Here is a 20928-nt window from a genome sequence, read left to right on the forward strand (position 1 = left end):
ACGGATGATCTTGCCGCTAGCGATCACCGCGTGGGCGGGAAAACCCGCCCACCCTACGGACGAGCAGCTCATCCATCTGCGCCAGCAGGGCCGCGCGCGCCGCGTCGATCTGGGCGCCGTTGGTCTTGCCCGAGAGCGCGGCGCGCTCCTTGCGGCCCAGGAAGTAGGCCACGCGCTCCGCATTCGCGCCCGACGGATGGGGCAGGCCATGCAGCACGCGCCCGCGAGGAATCACGCCCTCCGTCACCAGCCAGTCGAGTGTTTCGCTGACGCTGGCCCCCATCGGGATGTACAGCGCGTCCGGCAGCATCCGCGCTTCCTCGGCGAACCAGCGCAGTACCTGATCGCGCAGGAAGGACTGGCGCAGCGGCGAGGGCGAGCCGCTGTAGTTCTTGCCGTCGACGAAAATCGGGTGGCGCAGGATGGCGCCTACCTGCACCAGGCCGGCATCTGCACCGAACAGGCTGGCGCAGCTGGCAATGCCGAGCCAGCGCTGCACGCCGATGGCGTCGAGCAGGGCCACGAAGTTGGGCCGGATGGCGCCGCTGAAGGCGCCCGCCAGGCGCGCCGCGCGCAGTACCTCGTCGTCGCCCCTGCCGGCGGCCAGCTGGTGCTGCGCCTCGCGCATGGCGTTCTTCCATTGGGCGAAGCCGGGCGTGATCCCGGCCACTACCACGCGCGCCTGCGCATGCACCGATTCGAAGGGAATGTAGTGGGCGCTGTAGCGCCCCTCACGGCCGAGCAGGAAGGCGTCGGGAATCTGCGCGGGGGCGTTCACCTGCGCCAGGTCGAGGCCGCGAATGAGCTCGCGGTAGCGGCTGAAGAGGACTTCCGGCATGGGCGTGGTCGAGGCTGAAAACCCCATGGTAGCGCAGGCGCGCACGGCAGCGCGGGACGGGTGCATGGGCAGGAAAAGTGGTAGGCTGTCCCCATCAATATCGAGGCGCGCAGGACAGCAGACGCGCCCGCAGGTAGGGGAGGATGCCATGGCTGAAGTGGCGCTGCTCACGGTGCACGGAATGGGGGAAACCCCGCCCACCTATGCCGACGGGCTGATGGACAGCCTGCGCGGGCGGCTCGGGGCGCTGGCGGGGCAGGTGGTGATGCGCTCCGTGTACTACCAGAAGATCCTGCAGGACAACCAGAACAGCATCTGGGAGCAGACCCGCGCGCATGCCACGGTGCGCTATGCAGACCTGCGCAAGTTCGTGCTGTTCGGCTTCGGCGACGCCGCCGGGCTGGAAAACCGCAAGGAGATCCCCGGTTCGGTCTACGAACTGGCCCAGGGCGAGATCGCGAAAACCCTGCTGTCGGCGCACGCCGTGCGTCCCGACATGCCGGTGGTGTTCGCGGCCCAGTCGCTCGGCTGCCAGGTCTTGTCGAGCTATATCTACGACGCCCAGAAAGCGGCCAGGGGCCACCCGGTGGGCGCCGGCATCTGGCGCAACATCGATGCCTGGGCTTCGAGCACGCTGGGCCGCGCGCTCACCGCCAGCGAGAAGAGCTTCCTGGGCGCGGGCACCTGCGCCGCGCTGGTCACCACCGGCTGCAACATCCCGGTCTTCATCGCCGCCCACAAGGTGATGCACATCATCCCGATCGAGCGCCCGACTTCGCTGTTCAAGTGGATCAACTTCTACGACCCGGACGACATCCTCGGCTGGCCGCTGCAGCCGCTGCCGGGCGGTTACCGCGAACTGGTGGAAGACCGCGTCGTCAACGCCAGCGGCGGCGTCGCCAGCCTGCTGCTGCGCAGCTGGAACCCGCTGGCCCACAACAGCTACTGGGAAGATGCGAGCGTGATCGACGCCATCGCGGCCATGCTGCGCCGCCTCGCAGCTTAGATACGCTCAGGGCGTCGTGCCCGTTTTCCTCGCTTCGTCTTCCTGGCGCATGCGGGCGCGCACGCCGCCGTCGATGCCGGTGGCGGCCGGGTTGGGCTGGTGCACGCCGCCGCTAGTGGTCGGCGTCGGCGGCGCCTTCTCGAACTGTTCGGCATGCGCGATGTTGGCCGAGATGCGCTCGGTCAGGTCGGGCGCGATCTTGTGCGACCACACGGCGCCGCGCGCCTTCCAGCCGGCCGGCACTTCCTCGCTCGGGGTGAGCGAAGCGCGCACGATTACTTCGACAACTTTCGAAGGGTCGTCCATCGCCAGCATGCGCGGGCGGTGGCCGGAATAATTGGCCGCGTTGGCGAAGAAGGGCGTGTCGGCGGCCCAGGGCATTACGGTCGCTACCTTGATGCGCTCGCCCACCCCGGCCAGCCGCAGCTCTTCGTTCAGGGCCCGGCCCAGGCCCAGCACGGCGGCCTTGGTCGATGCATACGAGGCGTGGTAGGCCAGCGGCACCTCGCTCTCGACCGAGCCGATGTTGACCAGGGTGCCGCCTCCCTGCGCCTTGAACTGGCGCAGCGCGACGTGGCTGCCGTAGATCACGCCCTTGAGATTGACGTCGACGATGCGCGCATGGTCTTCCAGCGGGATGGCGTCAAAAACGCCGATGGCGCCCACGGCGGCGTTGTTGATCCAGACATCGACCCGGCCGTAGCGCGCCACCGTGGCCGCCAGCAGGCGCTGCACCTCCTCGGCCCGCGCGACATCCGTCTGCACCACCAGCGCGCTGCCGCCGGCGGCATTGACGCGCGCCGCGACCTCGTTCAGCAGCTCGACGCGGCGCGCCGCCAGCACCACGTTGGCGCGCAGCGCGCCCAGGCGTTCGGCCACACCACGTCCGAAGCCGCTGGAGGCGCCGGTGACGACATAAGTCTTGCCGGCCACCTGCGCCCCCTCGCTGGATGAGAGCGTGGTGGCGCAGCCGCCCAGCAGGACGGCGAGCAGCAGCAGGATGCAGGCCAGGCAGGCGCGCGGCAGCAGGCCGCGCACATCGAGTCGGAACAGGTTCATCGCAGCCCCATGAGTCGTTTCCGGAACATCCTACGATGGCGCCCGGCCTGGCATGCGTACGTTACGGTCCGGAATCTGGCGCCGGCGCGAGGGTGAACAGGGTGCGGATGTCGCCCGCCAGCGTGCCGCGCGCATTGCGGATCGGTGGCTGGCGGTAGGGTTCGAGCAGGGCGCGTCGCTCCTCGTTCAAGAGGCCAAGCTGCTCGAGCACGCCGTACACGGCCGGGTGCAGGGCGCGCGGGTTGCCGTCGGCGATCTTGATCGCGATGCCGAGGCCCGCTGAGCGGATGCCGATTGCCTGCACGGCGTCGGCGCCGATCTTGGCCACCCAGTCGCCGCCGCCGGCCGTCATCCAGGCCAGGTCGGTGCGCGCCGTGCCCGAGACCAGGTCCGGGCGCGCCGTCATCGCATCGCACAGCTGGCCCATGGCGCCGCCCAGCTGCGGGTCGCGCGCTCCTTGCGCCAGGCGCGCATACAGGTGCGCCAGCTTCGACAGGGGCATGGCGTAGTTCGGCGCCGAGCAGCCGTCGATCCCGGTCGGCATCTGCTCGGCCGGCATCCCGACCGCCTCGGCCAGCGTGCTGCGGATCGCGCCCTGCAGCGGATGGCTGGGCTCGACGTAGCCGCGGGTAGCCGCGCCATGCAGGCGGCACCAGGCCAGGAAGCCGCTGTGCTTGCCCGAGCAGTTGTGGTGCAGCGGGGTCCAGCTGCGGTCTTGCGGCGGCTTCTCTCCGGTGAACTCGTAGAACAGGGGCGTGGCGCAGCCGCATTCCAGGTGGCCGGGGTCGAGGCCGATCTTGTTCAGGATGGACTGCACGCCTTCCAGGTGCTTGTCCTCGCCGGAGTGGCTGGCGCACAGCAGCGCCAGTTCGTCGCGGCTCAAGCCGAAGCGCGCCGGCCCGTCGGACAGGATGAAGGGCAGGGCCTGGAAGGGCTTGAGCGCCGAACGCGTGAAGGTGGGGTAATGCGGGTCGCCGCCGGCGTACAGCAGGCGGCCGCGGACATCGACCACCGCGATCGAGCCTGCGTGCACGTTCTCGATGACCTTGCCGGTGTCGGGGTAGCCACGCGTGGTGGCGACGAGGGGAATAGGGTGCATGGACGGTCTTGGTTAGAAGGTAAACAGCCCTACTGTAAGGCATTGCGCGACATGCAGACGCACGTTCGGCAGCTTCCTTCGAACTCGGCGTTTCGCCCGCCAATCCAGGCGATTCGAGACATCTGCACGGCGTGCAGATGTCTGCGCGAGGCACAAATATGTACCTCCCGTCTGGTCCGCGTTTTCGACGTTTCGTCACGCGTTTCCGACGTTTCGGCGCGAGCCGCTTGAGCCTGTGCGGCATCCCGCTAGACTTCCCTCATCGCCAGACAAACCGAGAAAAACGCTGGCGAAACTGATTATGTGGACCGCGCGGCGCGAACAAACAGCCGCACAGGTCCGGACCATTCACTTCGACCTGAAAGGAAGTACCCATCATGCGCACCAAACTGCTGCTGGCCGCCGCCGCCACCTTCTTCACCCTCACCGCCACCGCCGCTCCGCAGGGTGCAGGCACCGAACGCGTCGACGTCGTCGGCGCCCAGCCGCGCCAGGTGCAGATGGCGCCCTTCATGTTCGACAACGTGCAGGGCCTCTTCGAGCTGGAAGATGGCCGCATGCTGACCGTGACCGGCAAGGTGGACGGCAAGACCCGTACCCTGTACGCCGACCTCGGCGACGGCCCGACCGAGATCGTCCACGTCGGCAAGAGCCGCTTCGTGGCCGTCGGCAAGGACCTGCGCTTCTCCTTCGAGCGCCCGAACAGCCGCCGCCTGCCGGACACCGTGCGCATCACCAACCTGGCCGGCCGCTACGTCGCGCTAGCCCAGCGCTGATCCGAAGCGCCCCGCCTGGTAGTCGCTGATGGCCTGCGCGATCTCCTCGCGGGTCGTCATCACGAAGGGGCCATGCGATACCACCGGTTCCCGGATCGGGTCGGCATGGCCGAACACCAGTACCGCGTCCTGGCTCGCGTTGATCTCGACCGTATCGCCGGTTTCGTCCAGTTCCACCAGGTGCATCGGGCTCACCAGGTCGGCATGGCTGCCGACCTGCACCACCCCGCGCGCGACGTAGAGGAACACGTTGCGCCCATCCAGTCCGCCGAAGCGGATGCTGGCGCCCGCCCGCATCTCGACCGTGCTCATGAACACTCCGGTGAGCGAACGGATCGGTCCGGCCTGGCCTTCATAGTCCCCCGCGATCAGGTGCAGGCTCACCCGGCCTTCATCGAGCGACAGGACAGGGATGTCCGCGCGCTGCAGGCCGACATAGGCCGGCTCGCTCATCTTCAGGCGCGAGGGCAGGTTGACCCACAGCTGCAGGATCTCGACCGGGCCGCCGCGTTCGAGGAATTCGCGCGGCGAGACTTCCGCATGCACGATGCCGCGCCCGGCCGTCATCCACTGCACCCCGCCCGCGTGGATCACGCTTTCGTGGCCGGCATTGTCGCGGTGCGCCAGGCTGCCCTCGAGGATGAAAGTGACGGTCTCGAAGCCGCGGTGCGGATGCGGGCCGAAGGGCAGGCCGCGATTGTGCGGCGGATAGGTCTGCGGACCGTGGTGGTTGAGGAAGAGGAAGGGATCGATCTGGTCGACCAGGCGGCCGGGCAGGGGACGCTGCGTGATGAGGTCGCCGATATCGTCGCGCATCGCGGGATGCAGGCGGTGGACGTTGCGGGCGGTCATGGAACACTCCGGTGGATGCACATGCCCTCACGATAACCGAAGGCCGCCTGCCGGGCGCACACGCCTGTGCTAGACTCTTTTCGCTTTGCAACACGCACTGTGCATTTCGGAGACGGCAACCCATGCTTAAAAAAACGATGCTTGCCAGCCTGCTGCTGGCGTCCCTTTCCCTGCCGGCGGCAGCGGCCACGAAGTCGAACAGCGCTCCAAGCGACAGCGCCGTCAAGACCGCCAAGTACGCGGCGACCACCTACCGCAAGGACGTCGTCGACACCCTCGCCAAGCTGGTGAGCTACAACACGGTGGCCGACAAGGCCGTCCCGTCCGACAAGAATCCCGTCCACATCGCGTTCAAGGAAGCGCTCAAGCTCGAGGCCCAGCGCCTGGGCCTGGACTACACCGACCACGGCTGGACCGTGGTCATCGGCCTGGGCAATGGCAGCGAGCGGGTCGGCGTGATCACCCACGGCGACGTGCAGCCGGTCGACCCCAGCAAGTGGAAGAAGTCGCCCTTTGTGCTGGACCGGACCAGCGAGCCGGGCAAGCTGCTGGCGCGCGGCGCCGAGGACGACAAGGGTCCGATCGCCACCGCGCTGTACGCAATGAAGGCGATCAAGGACAAGGGGCTGCCGCTGTCCAAGCGCATCGAGCTCTACGTGTACATGGGCGAGGAATCGGACTGGGCCCCGCTGGTCGAATTCCTCAAGACCCACCAGCCGCCGCAGGTCAACATCACGCTCGACGCCGAATACCCGGCGGTGACGGCGGAGAAGGGCTATGGCACGGTGGCCGTGACGGTGCCGAAGGCGGCCGCCGTGGCCGCGCCGGCGGGCGAGCCGTATGTGGCGGAATTCGGCGGCGGCTTCTTCGGCAGCCAGATTCCGGAAGATGCGAACGCCGTCATCGCCAATGCCACGCCGGAGATTGAGAAGGCGGTGCGTGCCCGCGGCGCGAAACAGGAGGGCATGCAGTACAGCTTCAGCTGGCAGGACAGCACCCTGAGCATCAAGGCCAAGGGCGTGTCGGCCCACTCTTCGAAACCGGAAGACGGCGTGAACGCGGTCAGCATGCTGGCCGACGCGCTGGCCGTGCGCCCCTGGGCCAATACGGTCGCCGGCGGCGTGGTGAACTTCCTCAACGAGATGGTCGGCACCGGCATCTACGGCGAGAAGTTCGGCAGCATCGCCTACCGCGACAGCTTCATGGGCCCGATGAGCTTCGCGCCGACCGTCATCAAGCAGCGCGAGGACGGCATCGAAGTCTCGATCAACATGCGCCGCCCGCAGGGCAAGAGCAACGAACAGCTCACCAAAGAGGTGAACGAGGCGCTGGCGCAATGGCAGGTGCGCCGCCTGCCGCTGGCCAACGTCACGGTGCGCATCAGCGACCCCTGGGTGCAGAAGAGCGCCCCGCAGCTGCCGATCCTGATGAATGTGTTTTCGTACTTCACCGGCATGAAGAACCCGCAACCGGTGTCGGTCGGCGGCGGCACCAATTCGCGCCTGTTCCCCGGCGCGGTCAGCTTTGGTCCCGCAATGCCCGGCAAGGTCTATACCGGCCACTCCGAGCATGAGTTCATCACCGAGAAGCAGCTGCTGCTGAACCTGCAGATGTACACGGCAGTGCTGGTCGAGCTGGCGAAGTAAGCGCTCTCCATTCATCCCACGGGCCCCGGCAGCGCCGGGGCTTTTTTTTGCCTGTCCACCGGCAGTGCTCAACATCGTGATCATGTTGAGTTCGTAGGCATTAACCGCGCTGAAATGTGTAAAATTTTCTCATCGTGCTGTAGGAATGTACTTACAAAAGTGAGCTGCCTCGACTGTGGTTTTTCGCCTTTCCCTAGGAGCGGCGGGGCAGGCTTCGAGAGCGGCTTTTCCCCTCTGGCGCCACGTCATTGACGACCGGAAAATCCCTCGGTTCTAGAGGGAAAATGTGGCGAAAGCAGCATGATAGGATCATTGTTACAGACCGCGAGCAGACCGGGATCCCCGGTGCCCGCTTGCGCGCATTTGCTTCACTAACAAGCCAATTGCCCGACATTTTTTGGATGCCATGCACAGCAAAGATCTCAAGAAGCCGGACGGACGCAACATCACCCTGTACAGCAACCAGCCCATTCCGGAAGGCCTGACTGCGCCCAGTCCTTTCCCCGATCCCCAGCATGCCAATCCGCACCTGCGCTGGCATCCGCTACGCGGCGAGTGGGTGACCTACGCTGCCTTCCGCCAGAACCGCACCTATCAGCCGCCGCCCCAGTACAACCCGCTGGCGCCGATCAGCGACCCTCAGCACCCGACCGAGATGCCGGCCGGCGACTACGAGATCGCGGTGTTCGACAACCGCTTCCCCTCGCTGGCGCTGGAATCGCATGATCCGCCCACCGTGACGGTGCCGACCGCGCCGGCCAACGGCCACTGCGAAGTGGTGGTGTTCACCCAGGACCCGAATTCCTCGCTGGCCTCGCTGCCGCTGTCGCGCATCGAGCTGCTGCTCTACACGTGGGGCGACCGCACCCAGCGTATCGGCAGCCGCCCGAACATCCACTACGTGCTGCCGTTCGAGAACCGCGGCGCCGAGGTGGGCGTGACCCTGCACCATCCGCACGGCCAGATCTACTCCTATCCCTTCGTGCCGGCGGTGCCGGCGCGCCAGTTGGCCCAGGAGCGCGAATACTTCCTGCAGCACGGCACCAGCCTGCTGTGCGACATGGCGCGCGATGAGGCGGCGGACGGCAAGCGTGTGCTGTACCAGGACGAGCATGCGATCGCCTTCGTGCCGGCCTGCGCTCGCTACCCCTACGAGGTGTGGGTGATGCCGACCGCGCCCTGCAAGGACTTCGCGGCGCTCACGCCGCCGCAGCGCGCTGGCCTGGCGCGTGCGCTCAAGACCGTGCTGCTCAAGTTCGAGGCCTTGTGGAACCGGCCTTTCCCTTACCTGATGGCCTGGTACCAGGCGCCGACCGACGGCGCCGAGCATCCGGAAACCCAGCTGCACGCGCAGTTCTATCCGCCATACCGCACCAAGGACCGCCTGAAGTACCTGGCCGGCACCGAGCTGGCGGCCGGCATGTTCGCGATGGACGTGCTGCCCGAGACCACCGCCTACGAACTGCAGCAGGTGGAGGTCAGCCTGGATGGCGACAGCGGGCCCGGGGAGGGGCGCGCATGACCGGACTCCAGCCACGCGCCCTCGAGGTCGCGGACAAGCTGGCGGTCCTGCGTGCGCACCTGGCCGCGGCGAACGCGGGGGCGATCCGTTTGCGCGGCGTCGACTGGTTCGCCTGGGTGACGGCGGGCGGATCGAGCGCCGTGCTGCATACCACCGACGGCGGCGTGGCCGAGGTGCTGGTCACGCCTGAAGAGGCCTGCATCCTGACCGACGCCATCGAGGCCGAGCGCCTGCGCGCCGAAGAGCTGCCCGAGGGTTTCACCTACCACGTCGAGCCCTGGGCCGAGCCCGAGCTGCGCGAACGCTACGTGCAGAACGCGGCGGCCGGGCGCACGATCATGTCGGACCGCCCGCAGGGCGGCGAGCAGCCGCTGCCTTACGCGCTGCGCCAGCGGCGCCTGGTGCTGGGACAGAGCGAGCGCGAACGCTACCGCGTGCTGGGACGCGAGGCGGCCGAGGCGATGGGCGAGGTGCTGCGCCGCGCGCGGCCCGACTGGACCGAACAGGGGCTCGCCGGGGCCGGCGCCGAAGCGCTGTGGCGGCGCGGTATCCATCCGGCGCTGGTGCTGGCCGCCGGCGAGCGCCGCCTGCCGGCCTGGCGCCATCCGACGCCCTCTCATGAACCGCTGGGAAAGCGCGCCATGCTGGTGTTCTGTGCGCGCCGCCATGGGCTGTATGCCAACCTGACCCGCTTCGTGTCCTTCGCGGGGGCGGCGCCGGTGGACGAGCAGCGCGCGCTGATGGAGGTCGAGGCCACGGGCCTGGCGGCCGTCGAGCCGGGCAAGTCGCTGTCGGCGGTGTACCACGCGCTGGCCGCGGCCTACCACCACGCCGACCGCGAGAACGCGATCCGCGAACACCACCAGGGCGGCATCACCGGCTACAAGGCGCGCGAGATCGTGGCCGGACCGAGCACCGCGACCCAGCTGGAAGAGGGCATGGCGTTCGCATTTAACCCGAGCTTTGCTGGCGTGAAAATCGAAGACACTTTCCTGCTCGGCCCCGATGGGCTCGAGAATCTCACGTTCGACCCCGGCTGGCCGGCGGCGGACGTACATGGCCGCAAGCGGCCCCTTTGGCTGGAGGCGCAAGCAACATGATGAACACCGACACCTTCTTCGGCGGCGCGCCGGAAGTGAACGCGTCGGCGCCCGGACGCGTCAACCTGCTGGGCGAGCACACCGACTACAACGACGGCTTCATGCTGCCGGTGGCCACGCCACAGGGCACCATGGTGGCGATGAGCCGCAGCGGCGACGAGCACTTCCACTTCTATTCGCCGACCTTCGACAACACCGTCACCTTTGCCCAGGACGGCAGCGCGCCGCAGGGCTACGGCAGCTACATCGAGGGCTGCATCCGCCTGGTGCAGGCCGAGGGCGTCCAGGTGCCGCCGCTGCGCGTGTACATCACCACCAACCTGCCGGTCGGCTCGGGACTGTCGTCCTCGGCCGCGCTCGAGGTGGCGACCCTGCGCGCCCTGCGCGCACTGCTCGGCTTCGAGCTCGACGACGTGAAGCTGGCGCGCATCGCCCAGCGCGCCGAGATCGAATACGCTCACGTGAACTGCGGGATCATGGACCAGATGGCGTCCAGCCTGGCCGACGAGACCAGCATGCTGTTCATCGACGCCCGCACGCTGGAACACCGCCTGGTCAAGATGCCCGCGGATACCGAGCTGATCGTGATCGACTCGGGCGTGGCGCGCAAGCTGGCCGCCAGCAAGTACAACGAACGGCGCGCCGAGTGCGAGGAAGCCTCGCGCAAGCTGGGCGTGCAGGCGCTGCGCGACGTGACGGATCCTGCCTCGGTGGAGACGCTGCCCTCGCCGATGCGCGAGCGCGCCCGCCACGTGGTGATGGAAAACCTGCGCGTTCTGGAAGCGGCCGAAGGCGTCAGCGCCGAGCGTTTCGGCGAACTGATGAACGCCTCGCACTTCAGCCTGCGCGACGACTACGAAGTGTCGATCCCCGAGCTGGACGAGCTGTGCGAGCACCTGCGCGCCGCGCCCGGCGTACTCGGGGCGCGCCTGACCGGCGCCGGCTTCGGCGGCGCCTGCGTGGCGCTGTGCCGGGCAGGGCAGGCACAGGAAGCGGCCGCCGCCGCGCTGGCGGCCTATAACAGCAAGCAAGGACGACAGGGCCGGATCCTGGTTCCGGTACCGACTGAACAGAAAGGACAACAATGAATCAGTTTGAATACCCCCGTCCCCAGCTGGTGCGCGACAACTGGATCAATCTGAACGGGAAGTGGCGCTTCTGCTTTGACGACGAGATGAAATACCGGCTGCCGGACGGCGCGCCGGAATGGACCCATGAAATCAACGTGCCGTTCGCGGTCGAGACGGAGCTGAGCGGCATCCAGGACACGGGCTTCCACCGCGCCGTCTGGTACGAGCGCGAGTTCCAGCTGGCGCCCAACAACAAGCGCACCATCCTGCACTTCGGCGCCGTCGACTACGCGGCCCGGGTCTGGGTCAATGGCCGCCTGGTGGCCGAGCACGAGGGCGGCCACACGCCGTTCTCGGCCGACATCACCGGCGTCATGAACGAGGACGGCAGGCAGGTGGTCACGGTGTTCGTCGAAGACGACCCGGCCGACCTGGCCAAGCCGCGCGGCAAGCAGGACTGGCTGCTGGAGCCGCACTCGATCTGGTATCCGCGCACCACCGGCATCTGGCAGACCGTGTGGGTCGAGCAGGTCGAGGATACCTATATCGCTTCGCTGCGCTGGACCCCGATCTTCGAGACCTACGAGATCGGCTGCGAGGTATTCGCCGCCGGTCATACCCAGCAGGAGCTGTTCGTCGAGGTCAAGATCTGGCACGGCGAACAGCTGCTGGCGGACGACTACTACAAGTTGCTGGCGGGCGAAGCGAACCGCAAGATCGCGCTGTCCGACCCCGGCATCGACGACTCGCGCAACGAGATCCTGTGGAGCCCGGAGCGGCCGACCCTGCTCGACGCCGAAGTGACCCTGCGCTGCGGCGACAAGGTGCTCGACCGCATCCGCTCGTACACGGCGCTGCGCTCGGTATCGATCAACCGCGACCGCTTCATGCTCAATGGCCGTCCCTACCAGCTGCGCCTGGTGCTGGACCAGGGCTACTGGCCGGAATCCTTCATGACCGCGCCGTCCGACGAGCACCTGAAACGCGACGTCGAGCTGGTCAAGCTGATGGGCTTCAACGGCGTGCGCAAGCACCAGAAGATCGAGGACCCGCGCTTCCTGTACTGGGCCGACAAGCTGGGCCTGCTGGTATGGGAAGAAATGCCCTCGGCCTACCGCTTCAGCTCGCGTGCGATCACGCGCATGGTGCGCGAATGGACCGAGGCGATCCAGCGCGACTACAGCCACCCCTGCATCATCGTGTGGGTCGCCTTTAATGAATCCTGGGGCGTGCCGAACCTCACGCTCACCCAGGCGCACCGCAACGCGGTGGAGGCGCTGTACCACCTGACGCGCACGCTCGACTCGACCCGTCCGGTGATCGGCAACGACGGCTGGGAAGCTTCGGCCACCGACATTCTCGGCATCCACGATTACGACTGCGATCCGGAAAAGCTGCAGGCGCGCTACGCCGTCACCGACCCGGTGCGCACCTTGTTCGATCAACGGCGTCCGGGCGGCCGCATCCTGACACTGGACGGTTTCCCGCACCGCGGCCAGCCGATCGTGCTGACCGAGTTCGGCGGCATCGCCTACGATCCGAAGCAGGATCCGGATGCGGACAAGACCACCTGGGGCTATTCGCGCGCCCATTCGGCGGAAAGCTACCTGTCGCTGTACCGCGACCTGTTGCGGGTGGTGAACGAGACCTTCATGTTCAGCGGTTTCTGCTATACCCAGTTCACCGACACCTTCCAGGAGGCGAACGGCCTGCTGAATGCCGACCGCACGCCGAAGCTGCCGCTGGAAGTCATCAGCGCCGCCACGCGCAACGTGGCGCTGCAGCGCAAGGACATCGAGACCGAAGGGGACGGCATCCCTGGCGGCACCGGCATGCCGTAACTCCTGTCTAGCAGAAAGAAAGAGCAGCGCACCGTTTTCGGTGCGCTGTTTTTTTGTGCCCTGGCCCTGGAGCGGCGCGTCTCAGCGCTGGATGGCGCCGCTGGTGACGTTGACCCGGTCGCCGCTGCGGAAGTCCGGCGTGGTGTCCTGGGTGACGACCTGGGTGCTGCCGTCGTCCATGCGCACCGTGACGCGGTAGCTGTTCGACCCGGTGGCGCCGCTCGACCCTGTGCTGCCGGAGGCGCCGGAGCTGCCCATGCTGCCGCTGGCGCGCGGGATGACCTCGATCGCCAGCACCGTGCTGTTGGGGGAGGCGCTGCCGGCCGTCGAGGTGCCGGTCGCCGCCGAGCCGGACGAGCCGGTGCTGCCCATCGCACCAGAGCTGCCGGACTGGTCGTAGCTGGACGCGCTGCTGCCCGAGCTGCCGGAACTACCGGAGCTACCTGAGCTGCCGGAGCTACCCGAGCTGCCCGAGCCGGAGGTGCCGGTGCCCATGGTGCCCGTGCTGCTCGAGCTGCCGCTGCTGCCGGTCGGGTTGCCGGAAGCATCGGTGGCGCTGCCCGAGCCATAGCTGCTGGAGCCGCCGGTGCCGGTGGCGCCGGTGGTGCCACTGGAACCGCCCGAGGTGCTGCCGCTCGTGCCGCTGCTGCCGCTCGCGCCACTCGATGTGTCGCCGCCGCCGCGCATGCTGGAGCACCCGGCGAGGCTCAGCGATACAGCCAGCAAGCCCGCCAGGATGGTGCTCTGGTGTTTTTGCTTCATGATTTACTCCTTATGGTGGATGTTCGATCGTGGATGTTCAATCGGATGCGTGACGATGCCACGTGCCACTGGAGTGAGAGGCGGGAAGTGCGTCAGCGTTCCAGCTGACTCGGGTTGAAGCTGAGCTGCGTCAAGGAGGCCACCGGGACGGTGGATTTTTCGGGGGGAGAGGAGGTCAGTTCCGGTCGGCCGCGGCCTGTCGGGGAACGAGGGCGGCCAGCAAGGTGCTGGTCAGCAGCGCCGCGGCCACGTCGACCATCCAGTCGCGCACGTCGCCGTTGCGGTAGGGCAGGAAGCTCTGCACCAGTTCGTCACCGGCGCCCATCAGGGCGATCGCCAGCACGGCCTTGGCGGCGCGCACCTGGCCGCTTCCCGTGCTGCCGAGGAACCACAGCAGCGTCAGGAAGGCGTAGGTCAGGCCGTGCAGCACGACGCCGGGCGCGAATTCGCCGACCTCGGCACGCGCTCCCGGAACCGAGCCGGCCACGACCACGCCCGCGTACAGCAGCAGGGCTGCCTTGATGCGGGCGGAACGCAGGCGGGGATCGAGCAGCAGGAGCGACAGGAAAGCGGGCATGGCGGTGCGGCGTTGGGCAAATGCCAACGATACCATGCCGATCTTGTTACTGGCCACACCGACCGGCCGCCTCGGGCAGCCGCAGGCTCAGATCGTCAGCGCGGGTGCGCCGTTCGCGTAGTGGGCGTCGAAACAGCTTTCGCAGTCGGCGCAGAACAGGTGTGCCATGCGAACGCTGTTCTGCCGCAGCACGAGTTTGAGGTGGGTTTGCCGGCACTTGGGACAGATCTCGCGCACGCTGCCGAAAGTCAGCAGGTTCAGCGGCACGCTGTCGTCGTCGAGCCGGTCGATGACGGTCAGGGGATTGAGTTCACTGAGCACCAGCCTGCCGTCGGCATGCTGGCGGCGTCCGGCGGCGGATTCCTGCGGATGTGCGTAGCTCTCGGATACACGTAGATTCATAGGACAGGCTCCCATTATCTTGTTGTGTTGTCTCCGCAACCCTGCAGATGAGGAAAATCGCAGGGCGGGAGATTCATGATAGCCAAATACGGCGCGGCTTCAAGCCTTGCCGGAAGTTTTTGTTGGTGCCTTGCCACTGAAGAAAAAAATGCCCACCAGGAACTGGTGGGCACAACCCAAGATCGGGCCAAGAGACGTAATCGGTTGGTGTGTTGCACGCTGGTGCAGCACACCTGCTGCCATCAGGCATATCGGTTGCGTGTACGGCAGGTGATTCAAAGTATATGGCTTGATTGTGACCACGCTGTGACAGGGATCAAATGCGAGCCGCTGTGCCCGAACTGTACGGCCCGGCCATGATCTCAACAATATCGCGCAGGACGCGCGGTCGCGAAGGGCAAAAAAAAGCCCGCTCTAGGCGGGCTTAAAACTATTTTCTTGGAGGAGAATAGTGGAGACAGGTGCCATTATGTTGGCCGGCCCGATATATGTCCAATTTAGAATACGGATACCAGACATGGTTTTTTCATATATCTGTTCCGATAAGCCGTTCCTGCCGCCCCGGAGCGTGTAGGCGCTCCTAGTCGCGCACCGGCACGGTGTAGTTCAGCGCCATGCGGCCACCGTCGGCGTACAGGGTCTGGCCCGTCATGTAAGAGGCGTCATCGCTCGCCAGGAAGGCGCAGATGGCGGCCACTTCCTCGGGTTCGCCGCATCGTCCGAGCGGCGTGCGCGACAGGATCGTGTGGCGCGCTTCCGGACTGCCGAGCACGGCTTTCCTGGCGAGCTCGGTCAGGATGGTTCCAGGGCCGATGGCGTTGACGCGGATGCCATGTTCGGCCAGGCTGATCGCGGCCACGCGCGTCAGCTGGTTGACGCCGCCTTTCGACACGACATACGGCACCTGGTTCGGGATGGTGAGCTCGGCGTTCACGCTGGACATGTTGATGATGCAGCCGGTCTGGCGCTTCACCATCTCGCGTGCGGCCGCCTGGCTGCACAGGAACATCGACTTCAGGTTGATGCGCAGGACGCGGTCGAAGTCGTCTTCTTCCAGGTCGAGGAAGCTGGCCGCATGGGTGACGCCGGCATTGTTGACGAGGATATCGATCTGGCCAAAGGCTGCCAGGGTGGCGGCGACCATTGCGTCGACCTCGGCCTTGATGCTGACGTCCGCCTGGTAGAAACGCGCCGCCTCGCCGAGCGCCGCGGCAGCATCCGCGCCCTCCGGACGGATGTCCACCAGCATGACGCGCGCGCCTTCCTGCACCAGGCGGGTGGCGCAGGCGAGGCCGATGCCCTGGCTGGCGCCGGTCACGATGGCGATTTTGTTGGCTAGTTTCATGGCGGGCATACTTTCATGGAAAACAGGAAAGCCGTCATTGTAGCGATCTTGCGCAGCAGGGCGCTGGCTAGCGGGGCAGGGCCTTCGCCACTACGCCGGCCTTCATGACGAAAACGACCCGTTCGATCGCCGCCAGCTCGTCGAGGGGATTGCCGTGCACGGCGATGATGTCCGCGTGCGCGCCCTCGGCCAGCACGCCCAGCCCCTCCTGGTCGAGCAGGCGCGCATTGTTGATGGTGGCCGCCTGCAGGATCTCGCGCGTGCCCAGTCCCGCTTCGGCGTAGGCGAACAGCACCCGCTTGGCCGCTTCTCCGCGCGATGGCCCCAGTCCCATGTACATGTCCGAACCGGCGGCGATGGTGACGCCGGTGTCGCGGGCGCGCCGCAGGCGTTCATGATAGGGCTTGGCCAGGCCGACCACCTGTTCGCGCGTCAGCGGCATGTTCAGCTTGCGCACCTGCTTTTCGGCCAGCGACACATCCATGTCGGTCGGCACCAGGAACACGCCTTTACGTTGCATCTGCCTGAGCGTGGTGTCGCTGAGCTTGTAGCCATGCTCGATGGCGTCGACGCCGGCTTCGAGCGCGCGTTCGATCGCTTCGTCGGTGGTGGCGTGCGCGGTGACCTTCAGCTTGTACAGGTGCGCTTCTTCGACAATGGCCTTCATCTCCGCCAGCGAGAGCAGGGTGCGGTTGGGCGAGCTGTTCGAATAGATCTTGATCAGGTCGGCTCCATGATAGACGTTCTCGCGCACGGCGATGCGCGCATCCTCGGCGCCGCGCACGATGCGATAGTCGCCGTCGATGAGGCCGGCGTGGCCCGGCGCCAGGTTCGGGACCTGGCCCCCTTCGGGCGCGAGCCCGGGACCGGAGACGAACAGCCGCGGGCCGGGCACCGAGCCCTCGTCAATGGCGCGCTTGAGCGCCACGTCGGCGAAGCGCCCGGCGTTGCCGAGGTCACGGACGGTGGTATAGCCGGCCTCGAGATAACTGCGGGCACGCGCGGCGCCGCGCAGGGCGCGTAGCGGATCGCCTTCCATGGCCACCGCCTTGGTGACCGTCAGCGTATTGTGCTCGTCGCCGGGATGCTCCTGCAGCAGGTGGGCATGGGCTTCGATCAGGCCCGGCATTACCGTGTAGCCGCTCAGGTCGATGACGGTCGCGCCGTCGGGGATCGCAAGCCCGGGACCCATCGCGCTGATCCGGCCTTTTTCCACGAGGATGACCTGGGCGCTGCCCACGCGTCCGGCGCGGCTGTCGAACACGCGGCCGGCCTTCAAAGCGAGTACCGGCTCGGCGGCGGGGGAGGGCGGGCACACCAGTGCCATCAGGATCGCGAGCAAAGGGATACAGCGTTTCATTCCGCCTCCACGGGCTGGTTGGCTGGCGACTGCTAGGCGCTTCCTGGGAACAGGGGTGCGATGAGATACAGGATTGTGCCGTTCTGTACGGCGTGCGCGCTGCCTGCCGCCAGGAAGGCGGGTCCGATGCCGAGCCAGCGCATCGCCAGATAGGCGCAGGCAAAGACCATACCGCTGAAAAACGTCGTCAGCGCGTGGACCAGGCCGCCGTTCACCAGGTGGCCGCATCCGAATATCAGGCCGCTCAGCAGCACGCAGGCAAGGGGTGGCGCGCCGAGGCGCCGCGCCAGCTCCACCGGCAGCAGCTGCCCGAGCAGGGTTTCGATCACCGGCGCATACAGGATCGCCAGCACGAAGATCCTGTCCTGGCCGAGCCCGGCAAGGCTGGCTGCGGCGGAATCGCCCCATAGTTCGGGCGGCAGGAGCTGCAGGGCCAGGCCGAGCACGAGCAGCGCGCATAGCGTGCCCAGCAAGCCCATGCAGGCGCCCAGGCAGGTAGCGGCAAGCAGGGGCCGGCGTGCGATGCGGGGATGCCAGCGCGCCAGGCGAGGCGGGGTGGTCGTGGTACGGTTGGCCAAGGCGGTCTGCATCATCCAGGAATGCTCCGATCGTAGTGAGCTGCGGCGGCCGAATGCAGACCTGCCTCAATCGAACAGGCAGCCGAAGCGCCGCCGCTCCGGCCGCCGGCTCACAGCATCAGCGGCTTGTCCGGCAATTCGTTGCTGCGGTTGCCGTTCGCCGGGAAGTGCTGGCGCAGCAGTTCGTTCACCTGGCCGATGGCGGCCAGGGTCGCGTCGTGGAAGCGGCCGGCCTTGAAGCCCTCGGTCATGGTGCGGCACACCGCCTGCCAGGTGGCGCTGTCGATCCGGCGGTCGATGCCGCGGTCGGCCACGATATCGACCTTGTGCTCGGCCAGGTTGATGTAGATGAGCACGCCGCAATTGTCTTCCGTGTCCCACACGCCGTAGTCGGCGAACAGGGCCAGCGCGCGCTGGCGGTTGGTGACGCCGTCCCAGGCGTCGTCGAAAGGCAGGGCCTTCTCGACGATCAGGCGCACTTCGCCGCGGTGGGTCTGTTCGCCGGCCGTGATGGCCTCGGTGATTGCGCCGAGGGTCGCCTCGGGGAAGGCCCGTTTGGCGTCCGCGCTGCTGCTGCCCAGGTGGCGCCAGGCGCGCTTGAATCGTTGTGTGAAACCCATTACCAGTCTCCCGAGGCGCCGCCGCCGTCGAAGCTGCCTCCACCGCCGGAAAAGCCGCCGCCACCGAATCCGCCACCGCCGCCACCGAAGCCGCCGCCACGGCCCATGCCGCCCAGGACGTTACCCAGGATGATGCCGGTGGCGACGTCGCCCAGCCCGCTGCTGCGGCGATGGCCCCAGTGGTTGGGCGACAGCCGGCTGCGGCGCGGTTTGAAGAGCGAACGCAGTACGAAGAAGCCGATCAGGAGCGGGATGATGCCGAACAGCGAAAAACCGCCGCTATCCTGCTGGACCTGGCGCTGCGGCAGCTGCTGCTGGGCCGGGGCCGGGAAGCTTTCCTTGTTCAGCAAGGTCGCGATGGCGCCCACGCCGGCCACCAAGCCTTCGTAATAATGGTTCTGGCGAAAGTGCGGAGCGATCACGTCCTGCAGGATGCGTTTCGACTGGGCGTCGGTGAGCACGCCCTGCACGCCACGTCCGGCCTCGATGCGCAGGCGCCGCAGCGAACTCGGGTTGTCGCGCGCCACCATCAGCAGCACGCCGTCGTCGATGCCCTTGCGTCCGAGTTTCCAGGCGTCGGTGACGCGGATGCTGAACTGTTCGATGGCTTCCGGTTCGGTCGACTTGACCAGCAGGACCGCGATCTGGCTGCCGGTGCGCGCCTCGTAGTCGGCCAGCACGGCCGTGAGGCGCTCGCGCTGGCTGGCGTCGAGCATGCCGGCTTCGTCCACCACTCGCCCCGTGAGCGTCGGCACGGGCTTCAGCTGCGCAACAGCCGGGCCGGCCAGCAGGCCCGCCAGCAGCAGGAGCCACAGGGAACGCAGGAAACGCAGAAGTTGGCCGCTAGCTAGCTGCATCGTATACGTCCGCTTACTTGCCGAAGTCGACCGTTGGCGCCGTCGAGATCGCCTTCTCGTTCTCGACCGTGAACGAGGGCTTGGCTTCGTAGCCGAACATCATGGCCGTCAGGTTGGTCGGGAACTTGCGGACCGTGACGTTATAGTCCTGCACCGAAGCGATGTAGCGCTGGCGCGCGACCGTGATGCGGTTTTCCGTGCCTTCCAGTTGCGACTGCAGGTCGCGGAAGCTGGTGTCGGCCTTCAGGTCCGGATACTTTTCGGAGACGGCCATCAGGCGCGACAGCGCGCCGGACAGCTCGCCCTGTACCTGCTGGAATTTCTGGAAGGCGGCCGGGTCGTTCAGCACTTCCGGCGTGATCTGGAAGCTGGTCGCGGCGGCGCGTGCGCGGGTGACCGATTCCAGGGTTTCGCGCTCGTGCGAGGCATAGCCCTTCACGGTGTTCACCAGGTTCGGAATCAGGTCGGCGCGGCGCTGGTACTGGTTCACCACCTCGCCCCAGGCTGCCTTGGTGGCCTCGTCCTTGGTCTGGAACTCGTTATAGCCGCAGCCCGACAGCAGGGTGCCGGTCAGGAGGGCCACGGCCAGGGTACGGGTCCAACGGGAGAAGAGGGTAGATGTCATGATCGTTTTGTCCATGGCAAGTTGTCGAATGGTCAAAATATACATGATGTAAAGATCTTCTGGCGCATCATCGTGGAGCGCCATGGCTCACGGGTACAATATTGGGTTTGCAATATTTGACTATCAAGGGGCCCGACGTGACTTTCATCGACAAACTATCCGCTGCATGGACCCGCAACAATTCCCTGCTGTGCGTCGGGCTCGACCCTGACCTGTCGCGCTTCCCCGCCCACCTGCAGGGACAGCCGGACGGCATCGTCCAGTTCTGCAAGGCGATCATCGACGCCACCGCCGACCTGGCCTGCGCCTTCAAGCCCCAGATCGCCTATTTCGCTGCGCTCGGTGCGGAAGCACAGCTGGAAGAAATCTGCCGCTACCTGCGTGAACGCTATCCGCACATCCCGCTGGTGCTCGACGCCAAGCGCGGCGACATCGGCGCCACCGCCCACCAGTACGCGCGCGAAGCCTTCGATCGCTATGGCGCGGATGCGGTGACGGTCAGCCCCTACATGGGTTTCGATTCGGTCGAGCCCTACCTGGAGTGGGCCGACCGCGGCGTGATCGTACTGTGCCGCACCTCGAACGCGGGCGGCTCCGACCTGCAGTTCCTGGACGTGGGCGGACGCCCGCTGTACCAGCACGTGGCCGAGCTGGTGGCCACGAAGTGGAACCGCAACGGCCAGCTGGCGCTGGTGGTGGGGGCGACCTTCCCGGAAGAGATCGCGCAGGTGCGTAAGCTGGTGGGCGATATGCCGCTGTTGATCCCGGGTGTCGGGGCGCAGGGTGGGGATGTGGAGGCGACCGTCAAGGCGGGGCGTACGGCGAATGGGGCCGGGATGATGATCAATTCGTCGCGGGCGATTCTGTATGCGGCGCCTCAGGCGGGTGAGGATTTCGCGGCGGCGGCGCGGCGGGTGGCGATGGAGACGCGGGATGCGATTAATGGGGCGCGGGGGTAAGGAGGCGCTGTTGGTTTGCTAGGAAAATTGGATC

21 protein-coding genes are annotated in these 20928 nt (G+C 66.9%); 8 read left to right on the plus strand and 13 right to left on the minus strand.

Going from position 1 to position 20928, the window contains the following annotated elements; genetic code table 11:
• Positions 1-16: 16 nt before the first annotated feature.
• Entirely contained in the window at positions 17-838 is an 822-nt protein-coding gene (locus LK539_RS07775; RefSeq protein WP_227800330.1) for a hypothetical protein, read from the minus strand.
• A gap of 148 nt (positions 839-986) precedes the next feature.
• Here LK539_RS07775 and LK539_RS07780 point away from each other — a divergent pair, with 148 nt between their 5' ends.
• Positions 987-1844 (plus strand): hypothetical protein, encoded by an 858-nt coding sequence (locus LK539_RS07780; RefSeq protein WP_227800331.1) that lies wholly within the window; start codon positions 987-989, stop codon positions 1842-1844.
• Between the two features lie 6 nt (positions 1845-1850).
• Here LK539_RS07780 and LK539_RS07785 read toward each other — a convergent pair whose 3' ends face one another.
• On the minus strand, positions 1851-2903 hold the full coding sequence (locus LK539_RS07785) for an SDR family oxidoreductase (RefSeq protein WP_227800332.1): 1053 nt from the start codon (positions 2901-2903) through the stop codon (positions 1851-1853).
• A gap of 61 nt (positions 2904-2964) precedes the next feature.
• On the minus strand, positions 2965-4002 hold the full coding sequence (locus tag LK539_RS07790) for an asparaginase (RefSeq protein ID WP_227800333.1): 1038 nt from the start codon (positions 4000-4002) through the stop codon (positions 2965-2967).
• Between the two features lie 377 nt (positions 4003-4379).
• On the opposite strand from LK539_RS07790, the gene LK539_RS07795 reads away from it, so the two are divergent.
• Entirely contained in the window at positions 4380-4778 is a 399-nt protein-coding gene (locus LK539_RS07795; protein ID WP_227800334.1) for a hypothetical protein, read from the plus strand.
• Here the strand turns inward: LK539_RS07795 and LK539_RS07800 are convergent.
• Complete coding sequence (locus LK539_RS07800; protein ID WP_227800335.1) at positions 4764-5630, minus strand: pirin family protein; 867 nt, start codon at positions 5628-5630, stop codon at positions 4764-4766. The genes LK539_RS07795 and LK539_RS07800 overlap by 15 nt on opposite strands.
• A gap of 122 nt (positions 5631-5752) precedes the next feature.
• On the opposite strand from LK539_RS07800, the gene LK539_RS07805 reads away from it, so the two are divergent.
• The 5 genes from LK539_RS07805 to LK539_RS07825 all read left to right on the plus strand — a co-directional run bounded on the left by LK539_RS07805 (position 5753) and on the right by LK539_RS07825 (position 12809).
• Positions 5753-7276 carry a dipeptidase gene (locus LK539_RS07805; protein ID WP_227800336.1) on the plus strand — a complete coding sequence of 508 codons (1524 nt, stop codon included), beginning with the start codon at positions 5753-5755 and terminating at the stop codon, positions 7274-7276.
• Between the two features lie 406 nt (positions 7277-7682).
• Positions 7683-8798 carry a galactose-1-phosphate uridylyltransferase gene (gene galT, locus LK539_RS07810; protein WP_227800337.1) on the plus strand — a complete coding sequence of 372 codons (1116 nt, stop codon included), beginning with the start codon at positions 7683-7685 and terminating at the stop codon, positions 8796-8798.
• The gene (locus tag LK539_RS07815; protein WP_227800338.1) at positions 8795-9898 is read left to right on the plus strand and encodes a Xaa-Pro peptidase family protein; all 1104 of its coding nucleotides are present in this window, start codon (positions 8795-8797) and stop codon (positions 9896-9898) included. The genes galT and LK539_RS07815 overlap by 4 nt, the downstream gene beginning before the upstream one ends.
• Positions 9895-10986 (plus strand): galactokinase, encoded by a 1092-nt coding sequence (galK, locus tag LK539_RS07820; protein ID WP_227800339.1) that lies wholly within the window; start codon positions 9895-9897, stop codon positions 10984-10986. The genes LK539_RS07815 and galK overlap by 4 nt, the downstream gene beginning before the upstream one ends.
• Complete coding sequence (locus LK539_RS07825; RefSeq protein ID WP_227800340.1) at positions 10983-12809, plus strand: glycoside hydrolase family 2 protein; 1827 nt, start codon at positions 10983-10985, stop codon at positions 12807-12809. The genes galK and LK539_RS07825 overlap by 4 nt, the downstream gene beginning before the upstream one ends.
• Positions 12810-12890: 81 nt before the next feature.
• Here the strand turns inward: LK539_RS07825 and LK539_RS07830 are convergent, their stop codons facing one another.
• The 9 genes from LK539_RS07830 to LK539_RS07870 form a co-directional block, all read right to left on the minus strand.
• Positions 12891-13571 (minus strand): hypothetical protein, encoded by a 681-nt coding sequence (locus LK539_RS07830; protein ID WP_227800341.1) that lies wholly within the window; start codon positions 13569-13571, stop codon positions 12891-12893.
• 175 nt (positions 13572-13746) lie between these two features.
• Positions 13747-14184 (minus strand): VanZ family protein, encoded by a 438-nt coding sequence (locus LK539_RS07835; RefSeq protein ID WP_227800342.1) that lies wholly within the window; start codon positions 14182-14184, stop codon positions 13747-13749.
• 51 nt (positions 14185-14235) lie between these two features.
• Positions 14236-14550, minus strand: coding sequence for a hypothetical protein (locus tag LK539_RS07840; RefSeq protein WP_227800343.1), 315 nt, complete (start codon positions 14548-14550; stop codon positions 14236-14238).
• A 580-nt stretch (positions 14551-15130) separates the two neighbouring features.
• Positions 15131-15895 (minus strand): SDR family NAD(P)-dependent oxidoreductase, encoded by a 765-nt coding sequence (locus LK539_RS07845; protein WP_227800344.1) that lies wholly within the window; start codon positions 15893-15895, stop codon positions 15131-15133.
• 67 nt (positions 15896-15962) lie between these two features.
• Positions 15963-17255 (minus strand): amidohydrolase family protein, encoded by a 1293-nt coding sequence (locus LK539_RS07850; protein WP_227800345.1) that lies wholly within the window; start codon positions 17253-17255, stop codon positions 15963-15965.
• A 32-nt stretch (positions 17256-17287) separates the two neighbouring features.
• Positions 17288-17848 carry a type II CAAX prenyl endopeptidase Rce1 family protein gene (locus LK539_RS07855; protein WP_227800346.1) on the minus strand — a complete coding sequence of 187 codons (561 nt, stop codon included), beginning with the start codon at positions 17846-17848 and terminating at the stop codon, positions 17288-17290.
• 95 nt (positions 17849-17943) lie between these two features.
• Positions 17944-18453 carry a TPM domain-containing protein gene (locus LK539_RS07860; protein ID WP_227800347.1) on the minus strand — a complete coding sequence of 170 codons (510 nt, stop codon included), beginning with the start codon at positions 18451-18453 and terminating at the stop codon, positions 17944-17946.
• Positions 18453-19310 (minus strand): YgcG family protein, encoded by an 858-nt coding sequence (locus LK539_RS07865; RefSeq protein ID WP_227800348.1) that lies wholly within the window; start codon positions 19308-19310, stop codon positions 18453-18455. Before LK539_RS07865 ends, LK539_RS07860 begins: the two co-directional genes overlap by 1 nt.
• Before the next feature lie 13 nt (positions 19311-19323).
• Positions 19324-19935, minus strand: a complete 612-nt coding sequence (locus LK539_RS07870) for a LemA family protein (RefSeq protein ID WP_227800349.1) — start codon at positions 19933-19935, stop codon at positions 19324-19326.
• A 137-nt stretch (positions 19936-20072) separates the two neighbouring features.
• On the opposite strand from LK539_RS07870, the gene pyrF reads away from it, so the two are divergent.
• Positions 20073-20894, plus strand: a complete 822-nt coding sequence (gene pyrF, locus LK539_RS07875; RefSeq protein WP_227800350.1) for an orotidine-5'-phosphate decarboxylase — start codon at positions 20073-20075, stop codon at positions 20892-20894.
• The last annotated feature ends 34 nt before the right edge of the window (positions 20895-20928 follow it).

This window comes from Massilia sp. IC2-476, from assembly GCF_020707295.1.
GTDB lineage: Bacteria > Pseudomonadota > Gammaproteobacteria > Burkholderiales > Burkholderiaceae_D > Telluria.

Bases quoted from the DNA above. Each gene is read 5' to 3' on its own strand.
- LK539_RS07775 (WP_227800330.1), bottom strand. From the start codon at position 838: ATGCCGGAAGTCCTCTTCAGCCGCTACCGCGAGCTCATTCGCGGCCTC.
- LK539_RS07780 (WP_227800331.1), top strand. From the start codon at position 987: ATGGCTGAAGTGGCGCTGCTCACGGTGCACGGAATGGGGGAAACCCCG.
- LK539_RS07785 (WP_227800332.1), bottom strand. From the start codon at position 2,903: ATGAACCTGTTCCGACTCGATGTGCGCGGCCTGCTGCCGCGCGCCTGC.
- LK539_RS07790 (WP_227800333.1), bottom strand. From the start codon at position 4,002: ATGCACCCTATTCCCCTCGTCGCCACCACGCGTGGCTACCCCGACACC.
- LK539_RS07795 (WP_227800334.1), top strand. From the start codon at position 4,380: ATGCGCACCAAACTGCTGCTGGCCGCCGCCGCCACCTTCTTCACCCTC.
- LK539_RS07800 (WP_227800335.1), bottom strand. From the start codon at position 5,630: ATGACCGCCCGCAACGTCCACCGCCTGCATCCCGCGATGCGCGACGAT.
- LK539_RS07805 (WP_227800336.1), top strand. From the start codon at position 5,753: ATGCTTAAAAAAACGATGCTTGCCAGCCTGCTGCTGGCGTCCCTTTCC.
- galT (WP_227800337.1), top strand. From the start codon at position 7,683: ATGCACAGCAAAGATCTCAAGAAGCCGGACGGACGCAACATCACCCTG.
- LK539_RS07815 (WP_227800338.1), top strand. From the start codon at position 8,795: ATGACCGGACTCCAGCCACGCGCCCTCGAGGTCGCGGACAAGCTGGCG.
- galK (WP_227800339.1), top strand. From the start codon at position 9,895: ATGATGAACACCGACACCTTCTTCGGCGGCGCGCCGGAAGTGAACGCG.
- LK539_RS07825 (WP_227800340.1), top strand. From the start codon at position 10,983: ATGAATCAGTTTGAATACCCCCGTCCCCAGCTGGTGCGCGACAACTGG.
- LK539_RS07830 (WP_227800341.1), bottom strand. From the start codon at position 13,571: ATGAAGCAAAAACACCAGAGCACCATCCTGGCGGGCTTGCTGGCTGTA.
- LK539_RS07835 (WP_227800342.1), bottom strand. From the start codon at position 14,184: ATGGTATCGTTGGCATTTGCCCAACGCCGCACCGCCATGCCCGCTTTC.
- LK539_RS07840 (WP_227800343.1), bottom strand. From the start codon at position 14,550: ATGAATCTACGTGTATCCGAGAGCTACGCACATCCGCAGGAATCCGCC.
- LK539_RS07845 (WP_227800344.1), bottom strand. From the start codon at position 15,895: ATGAAACTAGCCAACAAAATCGCCATCGTGACCGGCGCCAGCCAGGGC.
- LK539_RS07850 (WP_227800345.1), bottom strand. From the start codon at position 17,255: ATGAAACGCTGTATCCCTTTGCTCGCGATCCTGATGGCACTGGTGTGC.
- LK539_RS07855 (WP_227800346.1), bottom strand. From the start codon at position 17,848: ATGATGCAGACCGCCTTGGCCAACCGTACCACGACCACCCCGCCTCGC.
- LK539_RS07860 (WP_227800347.1), bottom strand. From the start codon at position 18,453: ATGGGTTTCACACAACGATTCAAGCGCGCCTGGCGCCACCTGGGCAGC.
- LK539_RS07865 (WP_227800348.1), bottom strand. From the start codon at position 19,310: ATGCAGCTAGCTAGCGGCCAACTTCTGCGTTTCCTGCGTTCCCTGTGG.
- LK539_RS07870 (WP_227800349.1), bottom strand. From the start codon at position 19,935: ATGACATCTACCCTCTTCTCCCGTTGGACCCGTACCCTGGCCGTGGCC.